The following is a 21,308-nucleotide window of genomic DNA, read 5'->3' on the forward strand; positions in this document are numbered from 1 at the left end:
CTAATTCAGGGGGAAAGAAATTTTCTCAGACCCCACAAGCATTGCAAATCAAGGACTTCGGGTTATGAAAAACCCTCACTGGACTACCAACGGCGGTTCCGATACGATTGGGTGTAGAACGTCAACAGCATGACGAGGCGTATGTTTGGGGTGTGTTGTTGCGGGATTCCGATGAGTTGAGCGGAACCATGTTCTTGACAAAAGTCGTCCGCGGTTCGCGCGGCAATCGGGTTGGTTGGGGTACGTCCTCGACCAGGCCCATAATGGGACAGCCGACATTCGCCAGTCCGGCCGCGACGGCGGCGAGTCCGCACTATGGCATCCCATCGCCGGCCTCGCGCGCGTGGCCCGGCCGCTCGCCGCCCTCGTCGCGCCATGGGGGTCGTCATGGCCCTTCCGGTGAATAGCTACTCAATGGGCGTGAGGCGCCATCGGGATGCCCCTGAGGAGTCATTGAGGAAAGGCATGGCGCTGTGTGATGGACGATAAACCGAATCACCTGAAACCGCGGTATGCGGCTCAATTTCACGATGCGTCAGTCGTCGCGGCCTATGGATATCGCCCTCCGGTGCCCGACGAGGTGTTGGCCGTGTTGCCGGGGCTCATTCGGGAGAGTCCCGCCAACGTCCTCGACATTGGCTGTGGGCGTGGCGAATTGGCGCGGCCTCTATCCGCGCGTGTGAGCCGGGTGGATGCCGTCGATTGGTCTCCCGGTATGATTACCATGGGCAAACAGCTCCCCGGTGGCGACCGAACGCATCTGCACTGGGTCGTGGGGAAAGCCGAAGAAGCCCCACTGGTCCCGCCCTATGCCCTGGTCACGGCCGGGCAAAGCTTGCACTGGATGGACTGGGATGTCATCCTCCCGCGCATCGCGGCAGCGCTGAGCCCGAATGGATTCTTGGCCATCGTCGGGTGGGAGGTGGTAGCCCCTCCGTGGCACCGAGCGCTCCGACCGGTCATCCAGCGGTTATCCACGAATCAGGACTATCAACCCTATGATCTCATCGAGGAACTGACCCGACGCCAATTGTTCACGGTGAGCGGCCGCCATGAGACGAAGCCGGTGCCGTTTCGGCAGCCTGTCGACGACTACATCGAGTCATTTCATGCACGGAAGGGACTCTCTCGGGACCGAATGACGGCGGTGGCGGCGGCCGCGTTTGACCGGGAGGTTCGAGCGCTCTGCACGCCTTTCGCGGAGAATGGGCAACTCGCGTTCATGACGGTCGGCGAGATTATCTGGGGCCGCCCGCAAGCCCCAAACACTCAACATACCTAATCATGTTTTCGGGGGCGAGTGTCCTGTAGGAGGTCTGTGCGATGGGCTTCCGATCGGCTGTCAGTGGCCGAGCTAAAATGGATTGGGCGTTGGGCCGTAAAGTTGAGACAGCGGCGCGCGAAGTGTCGCCATGGTGGCTCCCTCACTGTTGACGAAGTGGTTGCCAATCATCTCTGAATCGTAGAAATTCGACACTGCGGTGTCGGGCCACACAAGGGATTGCCGTTGGCCGGTCACTTCGTTGTACGCCACAACGTTCGATGAAAATGTGCTGGTTTTGACCTGTTCGCGCGCTTCCCCGTCTACCACGAGCCCATTCCAGATGGCGATCGAGGAGAAAATGCCGCCGCCGTTGCTCACACTCGCTAATCCCGTAATCGTATGGTGCTCGAGATTCAAATAATAGATGTTCGTTGACAGCCCCTCGGCCGCGCCGAGGAGATGGGTGCTGATGGTGAGCACGACCCCATTGTAGGCGGGACTCAATGTGCTCGGCCACGCCACGGTCGGGGTTTGTCCGGACGCGCCCAGTTTGGGTTGATAGAGCGTAGTCACCCGGCCCCAATGAAACCATCCTACCCAGGCGCTCTCCGCCATGACTTTGACTGGGGGGACCTGTCCCGTGGTGGCGCTTCCGTGCGTGGAAAAGTTCCACTGACCTGTTCGGCTCCATACGGGTGGAATGTCGTTCGTCAGCAACGTCGCGTATTTGACCAGGGGGCCACCCGCGGCAGACCATGGCGTCATCCATAACGTCGCGGGCTCCGTCGGATCCCGCGACACGTCATCGGATCCACCAGTGTGGGCGCCCAGATGAGCCCAAATGATGTAGGGGCGACCGCCGACGACGGTGGGAACGACCACGTAATCCTGAGGATGGGTGTCACCAGTCGGCCAGGTCCAATGTACGCCGTCAATGATGAAGCCGGACCGGGAAAATTGCTCGGTGACCATCGGCGTGCCGGTCTGGGTAGTCTTGGCTCCCTTGATGGGCCAGCCGGCGTTCGTCTCCAGAGCGCCGGCCATGCCCATCACGACCGGAGCTGCGGTCGTCTGCACCGTGGGCGACGAGGGGACAGAGGATGAAGATGCCGACGCTGCCACAGATGGCGGCGGGAAGCTAGAGGTGGGTGTTGAACTCGGATTGGGCGGAGTGGCTGTCTGGACACCGCTTTGAGATGGCCCGGTGATGGAGGCCGTACTGTGCCGTGACGCACTTCCGCATCCCGCCAATCCGACCGTCAACGTAACGACACTGATGATGAGCGAATATTTCAACCATGTACCTCCTCAAAACACTTGGCCAATTCACGTAGAATAACGCGGCACGGAAGAACCATGTTACCTGAGTTCACGGATCACGTCGCTTGACACAGCGGGCAACAATCGGGCACCCAGTTACGGGCAGGAAGGTTGTCCTTGAAAACTGTCAAAAACATTGATTGGGCATGGTCTCGCCGAACTGCTCAATCACCGAACCGAACAAAGTCCTTCCGATGACCATGGCTCTCCCTGACCGACTCGCACATCATGCGCATATCCTCTCATTGGCCGGAGATAGCCACCGCTTTCGCGAAGCGAAAGCCCGCAAATCTTCCCTTACAGGGTACGCGATTTCTTTTTGATGGCCATGGCTATTCTTTCCCGACCCATGTCGTCGAGAATCCGGTGTCTACACTTCAACTGAGTCTCAACGATGGATAGATGCTAATCACCGATGCATCCGAGCAGGTCGTCATGCTTCCGCGGAATGGAAGTGCTTGGCTCGTTCTACAGTATCCCGACGCCGGCGGTTACAGTGATGAAAGCTGCCCCGCATCCATATCCCTGCAGGTGACACTGCCTGAGCCCGGGTATGCTTAGACGCCGAGCGGTTTAGGGGAGCCATCCAAGATTTCGGGGCGCAGTGTAGCACGATCTACGTGTAGCCCTTTACCGCCAATGCGGGGCGACGTCCTTGACGGGCCTGCCCGAATGTCTCTTCGCGCGTTAGCGCGGGGCCATCGTTAGGGGCGGTCCGTCGACACCGAAAATAACTTTAGGGCACTAACACGAACTCCCCCAGGGTCGTCCAGTGGTTCCCAAACGGGTCGTCGGGTATCGTCCGGACTGCTAATTTCTGGCGGGACAGTGGATCGATGAAGGCCATATCGCTTCCTTCGGGAACTCGCCCAGAAGGATTCGTCGGCCTGCTCGAAGAAAAAGGCTATCGGAATTCGCGTTTCCGCGACGATAGAACGCGGCACGCAATGAATCGTAGGGGGTGGGCCGTGAGCTTTGACTTAATGGAAGTTATGGCGGCGAATGTCGATGTCCACCGCACGTTGTATCGCTGGGATCAAGAGGAGATTTATCGAGAGCGGTTCACCTGTCGGCCGGTCTCAGCGTTGCCGGACTGGGATGCCTTCATGGAATCGATCGTGCACCGTCTCCGTAGCGATGCCCTCCGCATCTTTGTCCTGTGGGATACAACGAAAAAGGCGCCGATAGGCCGCGTGACCACCTTCGATCATAATCCGCGAAATCGCAGTGCCGAGTTCGGGTACTATCTTCCGCCGGTCCATCGCCAGCACGGGTACGGTCGAGAGATGGTCCGACGTTTCCTGTCTGTGATGTTTTCCGACGGCATATGGCGTCTGCATAAGCTGTACGCGACTACTGCCTCCGGAAACATCCCCTCGATCCGCTTGTTGGAAGGACTGGGCTTTCACTTGGACGGGATTATGCGCGAGCATTACTGGTTTGAGACTGAAGTCCAAGATCAACGGTGCTATTCGCTCCTGGCGCGGGAGTGGACCGGACGTTAGGGGACATACGGACGCTTAGTGTATGCATCCCTTCCATGGGGGGGTGTTCATGCGGTAAGCATAGAATCGGTTGCTCGTCCGCAGGGCGTGTTATGCTGAGAGTCAAGGTCTCGCTTTTGGCGCCAAGCTGGAAGATAACGAACTGAGGTGTTCCACCTGGTTGAACTTCAATACTTTGAGCGGTCAGATTTTCCACAGCTGGTCGCATGGGTCACTTCCCCTGAGTTCTTATTGCAATGGGGTGGACCTGGTTTTGACTATCCTTTAGACGAGCCACAGTTGGAGCAGTATGTTTTGGAAGCGAACCGACCCGGCTCAAAGGTTCTGGTCTTTCGCGGATTTGACACTGAGAGTGGCAAAGTTGTCGGGCACATATCGCTGGGCCAAATCGATCGTAAGAATCAATCGGGAAGGATAGGTAAGGTTTTAGTAGGAGATCCCGCCATGCGCGGGAAAGGAATCGGCCAGAGCATGATCCGGCAAACGTTGGACATCGCATTCGACGGTCTCCAGTTGCACCGGGTGAGTCTTGGTGTATTTGATTTCAACCACTCCGCGATCGAAATGTACCGAAAAGTCGGTTTCACGTTGGAGGGGGTTCTACGGGACGCTCGAAAAATCGGCGACGACTACTGGAACCTTTGCGAAATGAGCATATTGGCTCACGAGTGGAAAACGAGAAAAACCGCCACACCCGTTTAAGTCATTAGTGGGAGTGCCTAAACGTGAGTTTTATGCGATGGGCAGTTCGGGACGCACCAAGCAGTGGGCCGACCTCTTGGGTTGGAACTTGCGCTCAAAAGCTATCTCGTTGGGTTCCCATAAATGCTTCCATATCTCGCTTTGTTCCCGTCCAAGGCTCCTTTCGCGGGCAATGCCCCGAGCGGTGGCCTCGTCCAGCGGCACCTCAAGCCAGACACGGTAGTTCAGAAACGGGACAATATCCGGGTGGAAGAGTCCGACGCCTTCCAGGATTAAGAAGCGTCTCACAACTAGATGGGTGGGAATGGTCGCCCATGAGTCCCAGTCGTCGCAACTGTCGTACGACAGTTCGCGAACGCCGCGCGCCAAGGGCACGAGCACCTGCCTCAGGAGCCGTTCCTGATCGAATCCGTACCAATCATCGGATTGCCTGAATACAGCGCTTGTACCAAATTCATCAATGGAAACGACGGGCGCGCACAATGGCTCTGCCATCGCCCGAGCAAGGGTGGTCTTGCCAGAGCCGCCATAGCCCGAGACACCGATTATTGCCGTGGATCCTGGAAGATCTCGGATCGGTTCGAGCATTTCGTCGAGTGGAGGATCCCATCGCCTGTGGCTGTTGTTCATGTAGCTCAGTGTACAAGAAATTAACGGGAAGATGGTTAATTACTGCCTCCTGTGCCACGTGATCATTCTATTTGCTATGGCGTATGAGAGGGCCAATGTCCCACAAGGAGGTCGGCGGTCCATTACCGGAGCTAATCGCCGCCGTTTAAAGTCTACCGGCCGTAGGCCTTCCCAAAGTGTAGGTTCGGGCGGGGATCGAGAGATCTCTGTATCGGGTGCCGACCATGCTCATGGGAATGGCGAGTAAGGGAATAATAAGGCGAAAAAATGAGGAGGGTGGCGCCAATGTGGATCGCGATGTGGATTGTCATCGCCTTCGTGGTGGTGACCCTGGCTGTAGTGGTCGGTATGTATATCTGGCCTTGGAAGCGAGCCCGCAACAAGTTTAAGTCGCGGTGACGCTCACCCGACGAAAAGCCCGGAAATGGGCACCACGTGGCGGACGGTTACTGTGCCTGTTAACAGCCAGCGGAGACCTTCTCCGTCGGGCGTCGGGCCTGTGTACGGTAGGCAACATCGGATATCCCGCAAAGTCCGCACCACGCCTAATCCGATATCGATGACCTCGACTACCTGGTTCCATCCCGAATCTTAGGTGAACAGCTATACGCCCCGGGCCGGGGTAGGGCGACCCGGGGATTAAGGTTTCGAGGTAACTGGGGTGGCACGATGTGCGCTAACAAGGTTCGGTAGCCATGCGGATTTCGCACCAATCCGACGTTTATAGCTCCAATACCCATAACTAATATACGGCGCGCACTTGAGCCCCAAGCAGCTTCAACTCAAGCCCATAAAAGTCACCCGCGGATTGCCCGATAATCACTCTCGGATTTTCCAGCCTAATATTCTCCTCTAATGACAAAAAAGGAGCCCCGAATTGTTCCAGCGAGTTTAGACTTCTGGGTCGCAAACTTAAACGTCCCCTCTAACTCCTTCGGTACCTCCATACCCTCAGAAAGTTTAAAACCAATGGCTCGCTTCTTCGGATCATCGACCGTATACATGACGTTGACGACGAGACCATCCTCATAAAAGACGTAGGCAAATCGGATATTGTCTACTTGAAAACGCGAGGTTTGTAACGGCTTGGCAGCAAACTCGATATCGCGTTCTTCTTTCAAAATGCGGTTGACATAATCCAATGTCTCCCGGCTTTCGACGACGGGGACAACCGTGAATGGATGCTGATATTTGTTCTTAAAGTAACGGGCTTCATTGGCGCGTAAACCAGCAAGCGCTTCGGCTACAGGTGAAGACTCTAAACCCATCGTAGACACGTTAGTAAAATCAACAATATACGGCATCGCCAAGGCTCCTTTTTTCCGACTAACCGGAATCCGAAATCTGCCTGCCACCTAGACACGAGATCGTTTCGGATTCATCCTAGGATACCGGTCCGCATCAGGTCAAACCCACCCGACCCATAAGGGCGAGGAGTGATTGCGGGACGGCCCCATGGTATTGCGTGGGCAGCCGGCCATCATTAATGGCAATGGATTAACGACGGCATGGCCGATGCGGCCGCCGTGATTGCCCCATGACCGGTAGCGCGTGGTAACATGATATTCGTTCTTGGTAAGCCGAGTTTTTTCTTTCTTCGGGAGGAGGCAGACATGTCGAGGGGTTGTCTGCTCATTGGTGCTCCTGCTAGCGGAAGTGGAAAGACAACAATTTCGTTGGCATTGATGGCACTCTTAACAGCACACGGAAAACGAGTACAGGCATTCAAAGTCGGACCCGATTATATCGATCCCGCCTTTCATCATCTTATCACAGGTCGACATTCCTACAATCTGGATGTGTGGATGGGTGGAGAGGAGGATGTCCGCCGGACGTTTACACGTCACAGTCAGGATGCGGACATTGCCCTCATCGAAGGCGTCATGGGGCTATTAGATGGCGTATCGTCGGACAGCAATTGGGGGTCGTCGGCCCACGTGGCGGAATTGTTGGACTGCCCCATTCTATTGGTGCTCGATATCCACGCGATGGCACGGTCGGCCGCGGCCGTCGTCAAAGGATTTCAGGTGTTGTCTGGGGGAGCATCAATTCGTGCGGTCGTGCTCAATCGGGCAGGAAGTGCGCGACACGGCGCCATGGTGAAGTCGGCCATCGAGCAGGAAACAGGCGTTCCCGTACTGGGTTATCTCATCCATGATGCGTCCATCGTATTGCCTGAACGGCACTTAGGCCTCATCACGGCACAGGAAACACGTGACGAAAGTCGCCGCAAGTTGGAGGTCACGGCGCAGATATTGGGGGAGTCCTTGGACGTCGAGGAACTTTGGCGCGTTGCCAACCAGTCGGACGACCATTCTAAATCGGTGGTGGTCCCACGTACTCCTAAGTCCCATCTATCAAAACGTCCCCGCGTTGCGGTGGCTTACGACCGGGCCTTTAATTTTTATTACCCGGCTAATCTAGACTTGCTGACCCAACTGGGGGCTGAACTTCTATGGTTTCAACCAACATCTGGCGATCACGTGCCGCGCGAGGCCACGCATCTCTATCTAGGCGGGGGATTCCCTGGGGAATACTTGGCGGACCTTGTCCAACACCCGGATATGCTGGCGGATGTCCGACACCGTGTTTTGTGCGACCAGATTCCGACGTTGGCCGAATGTGGTGGATATATGTTTCTGGGAGAGGCCATATGGTCCCATGGGACGCGATTTCCGATGGTGGGCGCGATTCCCATGGAAACGGAGATGACCCCATCATTACAGGAACTCGGGTACCGGGAAATGACGGTTCTCACCGAGGGCATCTTTCCGTTTGGAAGCCGGTTTCGAGGCCACGCGTATCATCACTCTCGGATCCGCCGCTCTAACGGCTTGGTTTCGGCATATCAGGTGTCATCGGCTCGTGCGCCCCTGGCTCCTGAGGGCCACGGCACTTCCAAACTTGTGGCGGGATATAGCCACCTGTATTTTCCGTCGGCCCCAGAAGCTGTTCGTACGTGGCTTGAACAGGCATAGCGGGGTATTCATGAAAAACCTGTCTTACCAGGCTTCGGAGGCATAATGAGAACCATTGACTGCGTTGTCCTCGATTTAGATGGAACCTTGCTGACTCGCGATAAAACAATCTCGGAAAGAAATCTTGAGGCACTGGAGGCTTGCCGGGAAAAAGGCATTCCCATCGTCATCGCCACGGGCCGTCCGCCGCGTGCGGTCCGGCATCTGCTTGTCACGGAGGCTTTGACGGGATTTGTGATTTACCTTGACGGTGCGTTAACCGTCTACGAATCCCGTGGGGTTGTCTACGAGCATCGGACCATTCCTACCCCAATTAGCACGCAAATCACCCATTTAGTGTTGTCCTTAGAACCTCATTCCACCATCTCGTTTGAGGTGGAGGATGCGTGGTATTGTCTCAAAGGGGATGTCGTTGAGGCCGTCGCACCCTACCCATTACCTCAGGTGGCGGATCACAAAGCGATGCAAACCCTCTCGCCCACGAAGATTATCATTTCGGGGTTTCCCAACTGGGAACGCGTTCTCCGCCCCTTCGATCCCTTTGTGCAAATTCAGGCCACAATTGACGGAGCCTTGATACAGATCTTCGAAAAATCCGTCTCCAAAGAGAGCGCGTTGAGTCGAGTGCTCGATGCGTTGGGCATAAAGCCTGAGAAAGTTATGGTGTTTGGGGATGGCCCGAATGATCTGGGGTTGTTTGCGTTCTGCGGGTACCCCGTGGCTATGGGGAATGCCATGGACTTGTTAAAAAGGCGCGCCAAATATGTTACGGCCACCAACGACCAGGACGGGGTAGCAGCGGCTTTACACCATCTCGGTATTATTTGAAGGGGGTGCCCGCAGCCTCCCGCGAAGGCTTCACGCGTTGACAAGGACGAAGACCTTCCATACCATGACGATAAGAAGCCGCGCACATCGTCCAAGGTGCTCGCCCCGACCGTATCGGTTGGGGATTACGAGAGAATAGGGAAACCGGTGCAAAACCGGTGCGGTCCCGCCACTGTAATCGAACCTTCGGTTCGAGAGCCAGGAGACCTGCCTTGGATGCGCAGAATCCGCCTTCGAGGAAAGGTCATGGAGATTCTGTCCCTATCCATAGACCGTCGTCGAGACGGTCTTCTTTATTACGATGGGTGGGACGTGCTCGTGGGGTATTCGTTTATTTTGGGAGGGGCGCGCAGCGGGAAAAGCCGCTACGCAGAAGAAAGGGTTGCGCTGCTCGCCGGACGAACTTCCGAGCCGGTGGTTTATCTTGCGACGGGAATCGTCACAGACCAGGAAATGCGCGATCGCATTGCCATTCACCAACAGAATCGTCCATCTCATTGGCTTACGGTTGAGGAGCCCATGGACGTGGCTCGATGGCTGGACGAACGCCAAGAGCCTGCAATTGTATTGCTTGATTGCCTCTCTTTGTTGCTTAACAACTGGATATATGCCGGCTTGACTGATGCCGCCATTGAACACCGCATTGGCGGGTTGTGCCGGTCCCTGGAGGCATTTCGTTACGATCTGGTTGTCGTCAGTAATGAGGTGGGGCAGGGTATTGTGCCCGAGTATCCTTTGGCCCGCCGCTACCGTGACGCGCTGGGCCGCTTGAACCAGCAGGTGGCGCGTGCCGCTGAACATGTCATTTGGATGGTAGCGGGACTCCCACTGGATGTTCGAAAGTTGGGACCAGAATGGTAAACACTTGGGACCTGGGAGCCATGGCATTGGGCGTTGACGCCTTGGTGGGCGATCCCCAGGGATGGCCGCACCCCGTAACCCTCATGGGCAGGGCCATCGGTGCTTACGACCGGCGCACGAATCGCGATGCCCTCGGCCCCGGTGGTCTGAGAATTCGTGGCATGCTCTTGGCAATTGGAATCCCGCTGATGGCCGGTGGAGCCACATGGATCCTGATATGGGGGCTGGGACGGGTTTGGTCACCACTGGCGTTGGCGACTGCCATTTGGATCACGTCCACCACGGTCGCGTGGAAGGGCTTGGGGGACGCAGGCCTCGAGGTTTACCATGCCTTGACTCAAGGATTACCTACGGCCCGGCGGGCAGTGGGGCAAATCGTGGGGCGTGACACCGACCATCTTTCGGAGAAGGATGTGATTCGGGCCGCCGTCGAAACACTGGCGGAAAACATCGTGGATGGCATCGTGGCCCCGATCGTCTACGCGGTCGTGGGAGGGGCTGCGCTCGCGATCGCGTATCGGGCAGTCAATACACTGGATTCGATGGTGGGCTATCGCGATGCTCGCTACCGGGATTTTGGGTGGGCCTCTGCCAGACTCGATGATGTCATGAATTTTATTCCCGCACGCCTGACCGTTGCGTTGCTGTGGGTGGGGATGGCTATTCTGAGGCTCGCACCCAGGCAGGCCTGGAGGACCATGCGGCGAGACGCGCGTCGCCATCCCAGTCCCAACGCGGGAATCCCCGAGGCGATGATGGCGGGCGGCCTTGGCGTGCGACTTGGGGGCCTCAATTATTATGGGGGCGTGCCCTCGCATCGGGCGGAGTTGGGCGATGCGACGCGTCCCCTGGAGCCCGAGGACATTCTCCGCGCCGTCCGAGTGGTCCACTGGACGGGCGTCATCATCGGTCTAGTCCTAGTGGCTGTGGGAGTATGTTTGTGGTCGGCGGCACAATGAGAAAGGTGCTGCAAAGTCTGGCACTGGTCGTGACCTTTGGAACCATTGTGCCCATGCCGGTCGTTGGGCGTGTCTATTACCATGCACTTCGCCGCAGCATGGGCTTTTTCCCGGTGGTTGGATGGGGATTGGGGCTGTTACTGTGGGGCTTAATGTGGGCGGGCAAGCATTTCGTTGCCCACTTTCCGGCGGCTGTGGTGACCTTGGCGTTGTACGTGCTGATGACAGGAGCCTTGCATCTTGACGGGTTGGCAGATACATTTGACGCCTTAGGGAGCCGCCGATCAGGTCCCGAGGCGTTGGCTGTGATGAAGGACAGCCGCATCGGCACCATGGGGGCTGTGGCTGTGATACTGGTGCTAATGGGGAAGGCAATCGCTTTTTCCCATCTTCCCGTATATGATTTTGGCGTTTGGGTGGTCGTGCCAGTCTTAGCCAGGACATCGGTTGTCTGGTTGATGATGGAAGTTCCAGCAGCGAGGCCCGAGGGACTCGGAACCCTGTATGCAGGGCAGCTATCTAAATGGACGCTTGCTGGGGCAACAGTGGTGGGGGTGCTGACGACCGTGGGCTTGTTGCCGTGGCGACAGGCATTGGAGCTGTTGATTCTCTCGACGGGCGTGACCCTGCTCTGGGGGCTCCTGATTTGCCGGCGGTTCGGCGGAGCCACGGGTGACACCTATGGAGCGCTCCTCGAAATTGTCGAATGGGTCGGGTTTCTCACCTTAACGGGGGGATGGGGCTTTGGACGTTAAACCTGCTGTGCACGGAGGCCAAGTACATACCGTTGCCCGCGCATTAGGCCTGCCGCTATCCAATGTTCTGGATTTCAGTGCGAACATCAATCCGTTAGGACCGCCGGAATCCGTGCGCCAGGCGTTGATGAATGCGCTCGATGACATCCGATTCTACCCCGATGCGACGCAGGCGGAAGCAAAGCATGTCATTGCGGATCGGCATGGGGTTTTCAACGACAACGTCCTCATCAGCAACGGGGCCACGGAAGCTATCGATTTGGCGTTGCGGGCGTTGTCCCCCAACCGTGTCTGGATTCTAGAGCCGGCGTTTAGCGAGTATCGGGCGGCAGCCCAGCGGAATCGTCTACCCGTGGTTTCGGTGCCGTTGGAGCGTCCCGATTTCGTACCCCCATGGGGCCGCTTGGCTGAGGAGATGCGGCCGGGCGATTGCCTTATTTGGAACAATCCGCATAATCCGAGCGGCCGCCACGTGGCAAGGAGTCATTTTTCGGCGCCTGTCCGGGCGTTGGCGGAACGCGGCGTGGCCCTTCTGATTGACGAATCGTTCATAGACTTTCTCGATGATGAGCCGGCAAACACAGCAATCTCAGAGGCTTTGCAACCGGGGAGCCGGGTGATCGTGGTGCGGTCGTTGACGAAGTATTTGGCGATACCCGGACTTCGATTCGGATATGCGATCGCGGACCAAGCCTGGGTGGCTAGCGTCGAGCGCTTGCGTGACCGCTGGAGCGTTGGCCATCTTGCACAAAAAGCGGCGTCGGTCGGCCTTCAAGACATGGCCTTTAGAAATGCCACGCAAAATTGGCTTCATCAGGAACAGCAGCAGGTTGCAGCTCTTTGGGGTCCCAGCGCCCTATATCAGCGGGAACCTACCGCAATGAACTTTTTTTTATTGCGCTGGACCGATGAAGATCTGTCTCGACGTGTGTCGCGCACCCTCTTTCATCGCGGCATCTTGGTCCGGCTCTGTTCGGATTTCGACGGGTTAGGGTCCGCGTATTGGCGCGTGGCGATTCGTACCAGAACGGAGAACCAGCGGCTCCATGCAACGGTTCAGGTGATTGTGGGCGAGGAAGGCAGTCGATGATAAAAAAGGACGGTAACGCGGCGTGCATCTGCTTTTGGACTAGCAGAAAGGTGCCGAAGATCCATCAATCGCATGACGTCGGCTGGGGGCCTATGTCGTGGGCTGATGGATTGGCTGGGAAAGGTGAGATGGAACTGCGAACAGATGTCGAACATGTTGGGGGAGACAAACAATGCATCGATATCCTGAAAGGATTGTCTGCTTGGCGTCGGAAATTCCCGGGATTTTAGCCGAACTCGGGGCATTGGATCGCGTGGTGGGCATATCCGCCTATACCACGTATCCCGAAGAGGCACTAAACATCCCTACGGTAAGTGGATTTCAACATGGCAGCGTGGACCGCATTATGGGCCCACAGCCTGACTTGGTCATCCTTACGTCCACCGTCCAACTGAAGCTAGCGGCGGGCCTGGCCGAGCGTGGCGCGTCGATTCTGCATCTCAATCCCCATCGCTTAGAGGATTTATTCGGCAACGTACGGTTGTTGGGGGCCACGGTCGGTGAGGCTCATCGGGCCGAGTCTTTGGTTCGGCGCCTACAAGGTGAAGTGGACGCCGTGCGCCAAGCGTCCCAAAGCCTCAAGCGTCGACCCCGTGTCTATTTTGAGGAATGGATGGATCCGTTGATTGCCGGGGTTGGTTGGGTGAGCGATTTAATTGATGCAGCCGGTGGGATCGATATCTTTCGCGAGCGTGCACTCCGTGGACGACTGGCCCGGGACCGGGTTGTGGCTCCGGAGGAATGGATCGCGGCCCAACCTGACATCATTTTTGCGTCATGGTGCGGGAAGCCCTTCGAATTAGACCAGATGCAGGCGCGTTCTCAGGCGGATCAGGTGCCTGCATTGCAAACCGGCCGCATCTTCGAGGTGGATGGCACAGTGCTTGAGTGTGGCATTCGGTTGGTCGACCGTCTCCAAGACATGGCGCGGATCATCCGGGAGGCTGTGTCATGAGCCCGGCGTTTCGATGGAGGACGCGCCATGGGGAAGCGCCGCCGTTGAATCGACAAGCGATGAGTCGCGCACAAGCGCGACTTGATGATCTGACCAAGCCTCGTGGCAGCCTCGGTCGGCTTGAACCGCTTATCGTGCATCTAGCGGGCATTAGTGGCCATGTCGTTCCCCGGATCGAGAAGCCATTAACCGTAATTTTTGCTGCGGACCATGGTGTTGTGGAAAAAGGCGTGTCTCTGTACGGCCCGGACGTGACCGAAGAAATGGCCGTGAACGTGGCCATGGGTAGTGCGGTCTCCAGCGTCCTTGCGCGTGGAGCGGGTTCAGATCTTTGGATGGTTGACGTGGGCATCCGGCGGCCCGTGCGACATCCTGGTGTCAGGGTGCGAAAGGTCGGCTTGGGAACGTGTAACATTGCGCAAGGGCCGGCCATGACCGCCGAGGAATTAAATCACGCGCTCGAGGTGGGATGGCAGACCGTGTGCGAGGCCGTCGACCAGGGCCACGATTTGATCATTCTGGGCGAACTGGGCATTGGAAACACCACGGCCGCGTCCGCGATGGCCGCTTGCCTTCTGGGCGTGCCAGCCGCAGATGTCGTGGGTCCTGGGACTGGAATTGGAGCCGAGACGTTGGTCCGAAAAACCGCCGTCATTGACTCCGCCCTTCGTGTTAACCAGCCTGACAGCCATGATGCCAGGGATGTTTTAAGAAAGCTGGGTGGATTCGAGATTGCTGCCATGAGCGGGGCGGTACTCGCGGCTGCTATGCAAGGCGTGCCGGTTTTGTTGGATGGGATGACAACTGGTGTGGCGGCACTAGCTGCGGTGCGCATGGAGCCGTCCACGGCGCGGTATTTGATTGCTGGCCATTGTTCTCCGGAACCAGCTCACAAGCTTATACTGGGTGCGCTTGATCTCACGCCGTTGTTGGACTTGAGCATGCGTCTCGGTGAAGGGTCGGGGGCCTTGCTGGCGCTGCCCCTCATAACCCAAGCATTGAAAATCGTGGCTGAGACGGCCACTTTTACGGACGCACGGGTGACCAATCCGCATCACGCAAGGGTTGCCGAAGAACCCGTGCAGCAGTCGGGCGGCGCGGGGCCGGTGGCGCTGGGGTTTACGCCGATGGAAAAGGAGGCGGTCTATAAGGTCATCTGGGCTCGGCGAGACATCCGCATTTTCCTACCAGATCCCGTTCCGGACGCTACCTTGGCCCGAATCTTGGATGCGGGTCACCGAGGGCCCTCAGTCGGGTTTATGCAACCGTGGAATTTCGTAATCATCCGCGATCAGGAGACCCGCCGGCGCCTGCAGGCGCTGGTTGAACGGGAGCGGGTGATTGCGGGGCAACATTATCCGGATGCCCAACGGGACTACTACCTACGTTTGAAAGTTGAAGGACTGATGGATGCGCCCATCACGCTCTGTGTGACTAATGATCCGACGCGGGGAGGCCCGCATGTCTTGGGACGCAACACGATACCTGAAACCGATGTGATGTCTACGGCTTGCGCTATCGAAAATATGTGGTTGGCTGCTCGGGCCGAAGGCGTGGCGATGGGCTGGGTCAGTATGTACCGGAAGGAAGACGTGCGGGATGTGTTGGGCATCCCCGAACATGTGGAGCCTGTGGCGTTGCTGACGGTGGGGTACACCCCGCATTTTCCGGAGATTCCGGTCCTGCAACGGGTGGGATGGCGCCAGCGCGTGGACCTCGCCTCTTTAGTTTATGAAGAGAGGTGGGGCAACCCAACTCATCGCATGGAAGAATAGCAGGCTGATTTCGATGTTGGGGTAATCATGGCAAGATTAGTAGACTAAACGGCGGAAAAAACCACTACTAGGATGGTGTACGAGCCCATGCCTACGGTGCTTTGATGAGGCATGCGTCTTTAGGGTTGGCCCGCGCATGCCTGAATTCGGACGGGGGGTTGGGATGTTGGGGCGGATTTAGCCATGCCTCCGAAAATCCGCGTTTGGCGGGGAGCCGCCGCAGAGGGGGACGAATAATCCCAATGTACTCCGGCAACGCGTATTGAGACCAATATTTCTCGTCCCAGAATGAACGGCCTCCATGTGCTTGGGAGGCCGTTCAGACACTGACACATGAGCAGGCACGTCAATGAGCGCACACAGAAGTCCCTACTTGGTCGGGAGCTTTAATTGAGGGTGGAGCATTTTTACCAATTCCTTCAATCCCATCACCAAGGCTGGCGATGGCTCGTTGACATAAGACGAGTCGGGGATGACGTCGACATGCCCGGTTTTTACCGCGGTGATGGCGGAAAAGCCCGCAAGGTGCTCTTCCTTGGACACGGTCGTTCCGGATTCGGGGTCGATGAGAATATCCTCAGGATTGGCCTTGACCACCTGTTCGGCGGTGACCTGGGGATACTGCTGCGTTGACAGTCGGGCGCCTACATTAAACGCTCCCGCCATATCAATGAGGGCGTTGAGAAATGTATGGGGACCGGCGGTATAGAGTCCACCCAAATCGTAAAACACCGTCGGCCGAGTTTTCACGCGGCGAACCACCTGTTGGATGGTGGCGAGCTGATGCTTCATGTGGATCACGGTGGCACGCGCTTGGGCGGTTTTTCCCGTCGCGCGCCCTACCAACATAACATCGTGGTAGATGCCCTGAACTGAGGTGGGTTGCAGCACTAACACTGGAATATGGAACCGTGCCAATGAGCTCAGCCCTTTGATGCCCGTGGTGGCAATGACCAGATTGGGCTTGGCCGCCACAATTTTTTCGACGCTGATACCGGGATAGGAGGGCCCGATATTAGGGATGCCGTGCAATTGCTGTTTCCACGGTGCGGGCGTGTACTGAAATGTCGTCTGATCGGTGCCGACTATTTCTGGTTTTAAGCCTAAGTCTAGAGCAATTTCAGCGTTGCTAGGTTCCAAGGTGACGATCCGCGTGGCCGGCTTGGTTAATGTTATGGTGTGATGGAGATCGTCGGTAATGCGAATCAGGGCTGGTGGACGTGCTGCGGTGCTTGTTGTTGTTCCGCATCCGGCTAATATGCCGGTTCCGAACGTCAGTATTACGGTCATGCTGAGCCACTTATTAGACATGGTTCTGGTATCCTTCTCTCATCGTAAGATGAACCTCAGGCGAGAAGGGCCGCATAAAAAGAAGGCGGCGCCTGACAACCCGCAGGCTCGTCCGAATATTTGCAGGTAGGTCTCCTGGCTTTCGGATCATTGCATCTGACCGGCCTTCCAACAGATGTTGTGGCAGGTCTGCTCCCCGTAAACAGTGGCGGGTGCCGCTCAGGATTTTCGCCTGATTCCCTGTTATACACCTACAATTCGGTTGCATCGAGTGTATACATTCTGGCTGTTCCAGACAAGCCGCGCTCGTCCAGCCTGGTTAGTGCAGCCGATCCAAAAAGGGGCGATAAGCCGTGCCCAGGACGGCACCGACCCTTAAGATTACAGCGTATTGGCGGTTAGGATGCCGTGGTGGTTCATGATGCCGCCAGGGCCATAACCGGGTCCACCATCGTAATGATCGCGGCCTGCCTTCGGCATACTCTAGGACTGCGCGGTTCAGTGCATCGGCCTCTTTTTGATGAAAGGCGGGAGAACTAATGAGAGCGGATTCCTCCGGGTTACTCAAAAATCCTCCTTCCACCAGGACTGCTGGCATGGTTGTGTGTTTCAATACGTAAAATTGGCCCACGTGCACGCCCCGGTCCTTAAGGCCCGTCGTCGCGACCAGGTGACGTTGAACGATGGCCGCTAATGGGCGAGAGTCGGCAAAGTAATAGAATGTCTCTCCTCCCCTGGCGGTCCTCTTGCTGCTCCAATCTTGATGAAGGCTGATAAAGATGTCGGCATGGACCTGTTCGGCCAGGAGGACGCGGTTGCGAAGACCCGGTTTACCCGGCAAGCCGGGATTATACTCCCCACGGGTCAGATACACGCGGGCTCCTTCCGATGTCAGCAAAGATTCCAGCCGCCTTGCCACCGCCAAGTTGTTGGGGTCCTCCCACGCTCCGTTCGCACCTCGGGCTCCTGTGTGGGAACGACCGTTTGCATTCCCATTCCGGGGGTCCTTTCCATGACCAGGATCGAGGACAATAGTCCAGCTTTCTAATGCCTTGCAATTTTTCGATGGGCAACCATGGTTGCTCTTTGCCTTTACGCGTACGCAGAGAGGGGTGAGGGGACTCCCCCGGCCGGAGAGTGTGTAGCCCACCGCCGTCTGACTCGAGGCGGCCATTAACATCGCCCCGAGACTCAAGGCCGAAACCAGACCGTACCAACGAGGCATAAACTTCCTCCCAACGACATGTCGCTTCATTAAGTCATCGTATTTGGTTTGAGAGAGGGTGTCGTTCCCAATGGGACGACTCCGGCCGAACTTCGGTTCTGATCAGAATAGTATCTGGCCTAGTATGAGCAAAAACTTCAACCGATACCCCGGGAAAGAACGGCGTCGGTCATACATCCAGGCCGCCCGTGAGGCAGCAAAATTCCGCGCGGTTGTCCCGACTGTCCCCGGTCCGGAACATAGATCAAGTGAGGTGAAAGAGATCCGTAATCATCGGGTTCGGGTCATCGTGCGAAGACCGCAGATTGCCTAGAACTTTGTTGCGTTAAAGAGCACAACATGTTCGGACGGCAGAGTTGCGTTAGCAAGAGGTGGTGCCATGCCAGCCGAATTCCCGATTGTCAGAGCACGCCTAAAGAGTGGTCCCGCTTAACCAGTGGGGATAGAATATGGGAACAACACACCAATCGGTTGTGCCACGCCAGATCTTGAGCCGCGCTATAGATGAGCGCTGGGGGCGTGATGGGCAATGGCTGGTCGATCACGGCGAAACATGGGAGGGGAATCGCAATGAGTTTAGTCATCGCATGGCACGGCAAGTCGTCCAGCTTGTGGCGCGTGCTGCAATCGGCGTGGTCAGGATCGCTGCCACCGATTGCAATGGCATGGCACGATGGCCAACTGCCTGAACTACGGCGAGGGTGGATGGAGGTGCAAGAGGCCTTCGTGGTCCATTTTTGGCTCCACATTATCGCAGAGTCAACCCGGTACGGGAGCGCTGGTGGCGATGTGGATGACTTGCAGGGCGAAGGAGCCTTGGCGCTTTGGGAGGCGGTGTGTGCATTCCGTCCCGCGCACCACCAGACTACCTTCAGTGAATATGTGGAAAACACCATCCATCAGCGCATCCGCCGCGCATATCTCAAGCAACGGCGGCGGGATGAGCGGCTGAACGAACGGACGCTCGACATTGCGCAGGCGGTGCAGTCGCTACGCCCGGACGATCGCAAGGCTTTGGCATGGCGGCCAAGTATGGCCGCGACCTCCGTGGACTATGAAAAGTTTCGCAAGCGTCGGCAACGCGCGCGTCGTCGGCTCAAGATGCAGTTCGGGCAAAATCCCTAACGTTTGGAGGCGTGATGATGAAGGTGCTCCTTTTAGGCGGCACCCACTTCTTGGGGCGGCATCTGGTGGAGTCAGCCCTGAGATCGGGTCACGATGTTACCTTGTTCAACCGCGGAAAGACTGCCCCGGGGCTCTTTCCCAAGTCGGTAGAGCTCCGCGGTGACCGTGACGGCAACCTGGACGCGCTTCACGGCCGGAACTGGGACGTGGTGATCGATACAAGCGGCTACGTTCCGCGGGTGGTGCGGGCATCGGCAGAGCTCTTAAGGCCGCATGTGGGACGCTACGTGTTTGTCTCCAGTATTTCGGTCTATGCCGACTTTGACCAGGAGGGCATGGATGAGGAGTTTCCGGTAGGTGAGGTCGAGGACGCCGCCACCGAGGACGTGGCCGCCTTCTATGGTCCTTTGAAAGCGCTCTCAGAAGCGGCGGTCCAAGAGGTGTATGGGAACGATGCCTTTATTATCCGACCAGGCTTGATTGTGGGGCCGCATGATCCCACGGACCGTTTCACCTATTGGGTCCGTCGCTTTGGACGCGGCGACGATGTTTTGGTTCCCGGTTCCCCTGCGAGGCGGGTGCAGTTCATTGATGCCCGGGACTTGGCGGACTGGATGGTGCGCGCGGTGGAATCGGGCGTGGTGGGGATATACAACGCCACGGGCCCAGCCCATCCTTTGACCATGGGCGAGCTCGTGAAGACGTTGCAGTCTGCTATCCCGAATGCAGGCCGTCCCGTTTGGGTGAATGAAGACTTTTTAGCCCAACATCAGGTGGAGGAGTGGACCGAACTCCCGCTCTGGATTTCGGAAGCCGCCGGGTGGCCGGGGTTCATGGCCGTCAGTATTGAACGGGCTCTGGGTACCGGCCTTGCGTTCCGTCCGCTGACGGATACCATTCGCGACACCTGGCAGTGGGATCGTGACCGGATGGAACCGATGAAGGCGGGGATGGGACCCGAACGGGAAAAGGCTCTGTTAACCGAATGGTTTCAGCGATAACGGAAGCACCCTGATTTTAGCGGGTTCGACGGGCACAAGATTTGTCCGGTAATTTTTGGCTCCAGCCTTGCCCGGGAGAGGCTCTAACGAACATGCGAGCCCAGCCATTGTCCGACGCTGTGCGCTTGTCGGTTCCCAGGCAGCAGAGAAGGCGCGCGCGTGGAGACCTAAGTCGTCCAGGCTGCGCGGATATTCTTAGATTTGGTGAAGCTTCGTGTTTCTAAAGGCTGGAGTAGAAGCCGTAAGGTGCCGGTCGGATGGATGGGTCAAACGCCTAATGGGTCGGATGAGAATGCAATACCAGATTCCACAACGCGGTGGTACTGGGACCCTGAGGATAGACGACAAAGAGAAGTAAAAATACCACGAGACCAGTTCCAGCGGCGACCAGCCACGCACTGGCGGTCCACGGCGCCACCTTTTTATGGCGACGGAAGGCGGCACGCAAGGCATAACGAATGGTCAGAATGCCCAATACGGCCGCGGCGGTGGCAAGCAACACGTGTACCTGCAGAAAAATCTGATACGGTATGGCCATGGCCTTGGGACCGCCAAAATAGGTATCCCCAATAAGAAAACTTGCCGCGACATAACTAACAAAGAATGCGGCGCCTAATGTCGCCCCGGTTAGCATGAAGCGCCGGTGACGGCGGACGTGACGATGACGTATTTGATACCAGCCGGCCGTGACAAATCCAGCGCTGGTCAGCATTAAGAGCTCATTGAATAGATTCCAGGCTCGATGCACGGATGTCCCTCCCATCTACGGATTCAAAGTTAGAGCGGCTGCCGATTCCCTTCGGACGGGCCCCACACCTCTCTTGAGTATTCATAACCGTATCGCCAAGGATGGCCCCCCCAATGCGCGAGGTCACTTCCGCGGGGCGACCGCCATGCACACCTCCAGGAAGAGGCCAAGAATTTAACGAATCACGGGGCCCATTTGTAGCGCCTGCTTGTCCTCCGTCCAGGGATTCGTCAAAGTCAGGTTGACTGAAATGATAGAGCAGACGACTAACCCTTGACGACCGCAGTGGGACATTAG

Annotated in this window: 19 protein-coding genes and 2 riboswitches; of the genes, 13 read left to right on the top strand and 6 right to left on the bottom strand. The window is 57.1% G+C overall.

Annotation, left to right across the window (positions count from 1 at the left end):
- Positions 1–478: 478 nt before the first annotated feature.
- Complete coding sequence (locus HIJ39_RS15175) at positions 479–1,282, top strand: class I SAM-dependent methyltransferase (protein WP_169101181.1); 804 nt, start codon at positions 479–481, stop codon at positions 1,280–1,282.
- A gap of 72 nt (positions 1,283–1,354) precedes the next feature.
- On the opposite strand, the gene HIJ39_RS15180 is transcribed toward HIJ39_RS15175, so the two are convergent.
- Positions 1,355–2,560: a hypothetical protein gene (locus tag HIJ39_RS15180; RefSeq protein WP_169101183.1), complete on the bottom strand. Its 1,206-nt coding sequence runs from the start codon at positions 2,558–2,560 to the stop codon at positions 1,355–1,357.
- A 992-nt stretch (positions 2,561–3,552) separates the two neighbouring features.
- Here HIJ39_RS15180 and HIJ39_RS15185 point away from each other — a divergent pair.
- Both HIJ39_RS15185 and HIJ39_RS15190 read left to right on the top strand, forming a co-directional pair.
- Positions 3,553–4,089, top strand: a complete 537-nt coding sequence (locus tag HIJ39_RS15185) for a GNAT family N-acetyltransferase (RefSeq protein ID WP_169101185.1) — start codon at positions 3,553–3,555, stop codon at positions 4,087–4,089.
- A gap of 147 nt (positions 4,090–4,236) precedes the next feature.
- Positions 4,237–4,791 (top strand): GNAT family N-acetyltransferase, encoded by a 555-nt coding sequence (locus tag HIJ39_RS15190; protein WP_207711704.1) that lies wholly within the window; start codon positions 4,237–4,239, stop codon positions 4,789–4,791.
- Between the two features lie 30 nt (positions 4,792–4,821).
- On the opposite strand, the gene HIJ39_RS23730 is transcribed toward HIJ39_RS15190, so the two are convergent.
- Positions 4,822–5,160, bottom strand: coding sequence for a nucleoside/nucleotide kinase family protein (locus HIJ39_RS23730; RefSeq protein WP_207711705.1), 339 nt, complete (start codon positions 5,158–5,160; stop codon positions 4,822–4,824).
- Between the two features lie 1,100 nt (positions 5,161–6,260).
- Complete coding sequence (locus HIJ39_RS15200; RefSeq protein WP_169101189.1) at positions 6,261–6,725, bottom strand: phage tail protein; 465 nt, start codon at positions 6,723–6,725, stop codon at positions 6,261–6,263.
- Between the two features lie 309 nt (positions 6,726–7,034).
- On the opposite strand from HIJ39_RS15200, the gene HIJ39_RS15205 reads away from it, so the two are divergent.
- The 8 genes from HIJ39_RS15205 (at position 7,035) to cobT (ending at position 15,622) form a co-directional block, all read left to right on the top strand.
- Positions 7,035–8,399 (top strand): cobyrinic acid a,c-diamide synthase CobB, encoded by a 1,365-nt coding sequence (locus HIJ39_RS15205; RefSeq protein WP_169101191.1) that lies wholly within the window; start codon positions 7,035–7,037, stop codon positions 8,397–8,399.
- Between the two features lie 45 nt (positions 8,400–8,444).
- Complete coding sequence (locus HIJ39_RS15210; RefSeq protein ID WP_169101193.1) at positions 8,445–9,227, top strand: Cof-type HAD-IIB family hydrolase; 783 nt, start codon at positions 8,445–8,447, stop codon at positions 9,225–9,227.
- Positions 9,228–9,304: 77 nt separating this feature from the next.
- A riboswitch (cobalamin riboswitch) is annotated at positions 9,305–9,456 on the top strand.
- Positions 9,444–10,088, top strand: a complete 645-nt coding sequence (cobU, locus tag HIJ39_RS15215; protein WP_207711706.1) for a bifunctional adenosylcobinamide kinase/adenosylcobinamide-phosphate guanylyltransferase — start codon at positions 9,444–9,446, stop codon at positions 10,086–10,088. Its footprint overlaps the riboswitch before it by 13 nt.
- Positions 10,082–11,047, top strand: a complete 966-nt coding sequence (gene cbiB, locus HIJ39_RS15220; protein ID WP_207711707.1) for an adenosylcobinamide-phosphate synthase CbiB — start codon at positions 10,082–10,084, stop codon at positions 11,045–11,047. The genes cobU and cbiB overlap by 7 nt, the downstream gene beginning before the upstream one ends.
- Positions 11,029–11,802 carry an adenosylcobinamide-GDP ribazoletransferase gene (locus HIJ39_RS15225; protein ID WP_169101195.1) on the top strand — a complete coding sequence of 258 codons (774 nt, stop codon included), beginning with the start codon at positions 11,029–11,031 and terminating at the stop codon, positions 11,800–11,802. The genes cbiB and HIJ39_RS15225 overlap by 19 nt, the downstream gene beginning before the upstream one ends.
- A complete protein-coding gene (locus HIJ39_RS15230; protein WP_169101196.1) occupies positions 11,792–12,892 on the top strand; it encodes a pyridoxal phosphate-dependent aminotransferase in 1,101 nt (366 codons plus the stop codon). The genes HIJ39_RS15225 and HIJ39_RS15230 overlap by 11 nt, the downstream gene beginning before the upstream one ends.
- A gap of 172 nt (positions 12,893–13,064) precedes the next feature.
- Positions 13,065–13,847, top strand: coding sequence for an ABC transporter substrate-binding protein (locus HIJ39_RS15235; protein ID WP_169101198.1), 783 nt, complete (start codon positions 13,065–13,067; stop codon positions 13,845–13,847).
- The gene (gene cobT, locus HIJ39_RS15240) at positions 13,844–15,622 is read left to right on the top strand and encodes a nicotinate-nucleotide--dimethylbenzimidazole phosphoribosyltransferase (protein WP_169101200.1); all 1,779 of its coding nucleotides are present in this window, start codon (positions 13,844–13,846) and stop codon (positions 15,620–15,622) included. The genes HIJ39_RS15235 and cobT overlap by 4 nt, the downstream gene beginning before the upstream one ends.
- Positions 15,623–15,991: 369 nt before the next feature.
- On the opposite strand, the gene HIJ39_RS15245 is transcribed toward cobT, so the two are convergent.
- Together HIJ39_RS15245 and HIJ39_RS15250 are read right to left on the bottom strand one after the other, a co-directional pair.
- A complete protein-coding gene (locus HIJ39_RS15245; RefSeq protein WP_243239738.1) occupies positions 15,992–16,933 on the bottom strand; it encodes an ABC transporter substrate-binding protein in 942 nt (313 codons plus the stop codon).
- A gap of 87 nt (positions 16,934–17,020) precedes the next feature.
- Positions 17,021–17,182: riboswitch (cobalamin riboswitch) on the bottom strand.
- Positions 17,183–17,231: 49 nt separating this feature from the next.
- On the bottom strand, positions 17,232–18,167 hold the full coding sequence (locus tag HIJ39_RS15250) for an N-acetylmuramoyl-L-alanine amidase family protein (protein ID WP_338055197.1): 936 nt from the start codon (positions 18,165–18,167) through the stop codon (positions 17,232–17,234).
- Positions 18,168–18,707: 540 nt separating this feature from the next.
- Here HIJ39_RS15250 and HIJ39_RS15255 point away from each other — a divergent pair.
- On the top strand, positions 18,708–19,262 hold the full coding sequence (locus HIJ39_RS15255; RefSeq protein WP_169101204.1) for a sigma factor: 555 nt from the start codon (positions 18,708–18,710) through the stop codon (positions 19,260–19,262).
- Between the two features lie 14 nt (positions 19,263–19,276).
- A complete protein-coding gene (locus HIJ39_RS15260; protein WP_207711708.1) occupies positions 19,277–20,263 on the top strand; it encodes an NAD-dependent epimerase/dehydratase family protein in 987 nt (328 codons plus the stop codon).
- A gap of 274 nt (positions 20,264–20,537) precedes the next feature.
- Here HIJ39_RS15260 and HIJ39_RS15265 read toward each other — a convergent pair whose 3' ends face one another.
- On the bottom strand, positions 20,538–21,011 hold the full coding sequence (locus tag HIJ39_RS15265; RefSeq protein ID WP_338055198.1) for a DUF420 domain-containing protein: 474 nt from the start codon (positions 21,009–21,011) through the stop codon (positions 20,538–20,540).
- Between the last annotated feature and the right edge of the window lie 297 nt (positions 21,012–21,308).

Origin of the sequence: Sulfobacillus harzensis (assembly GCF_012933365.1) — a bacterium.
Classification (GTDB): domain Bacteria; phylum Bacillota; class Sulfobacillia; order Sulfobacillales; family Sulfobacillaceae; genus Sulfobacillus_B; species Sulfobacillus_B harzensis.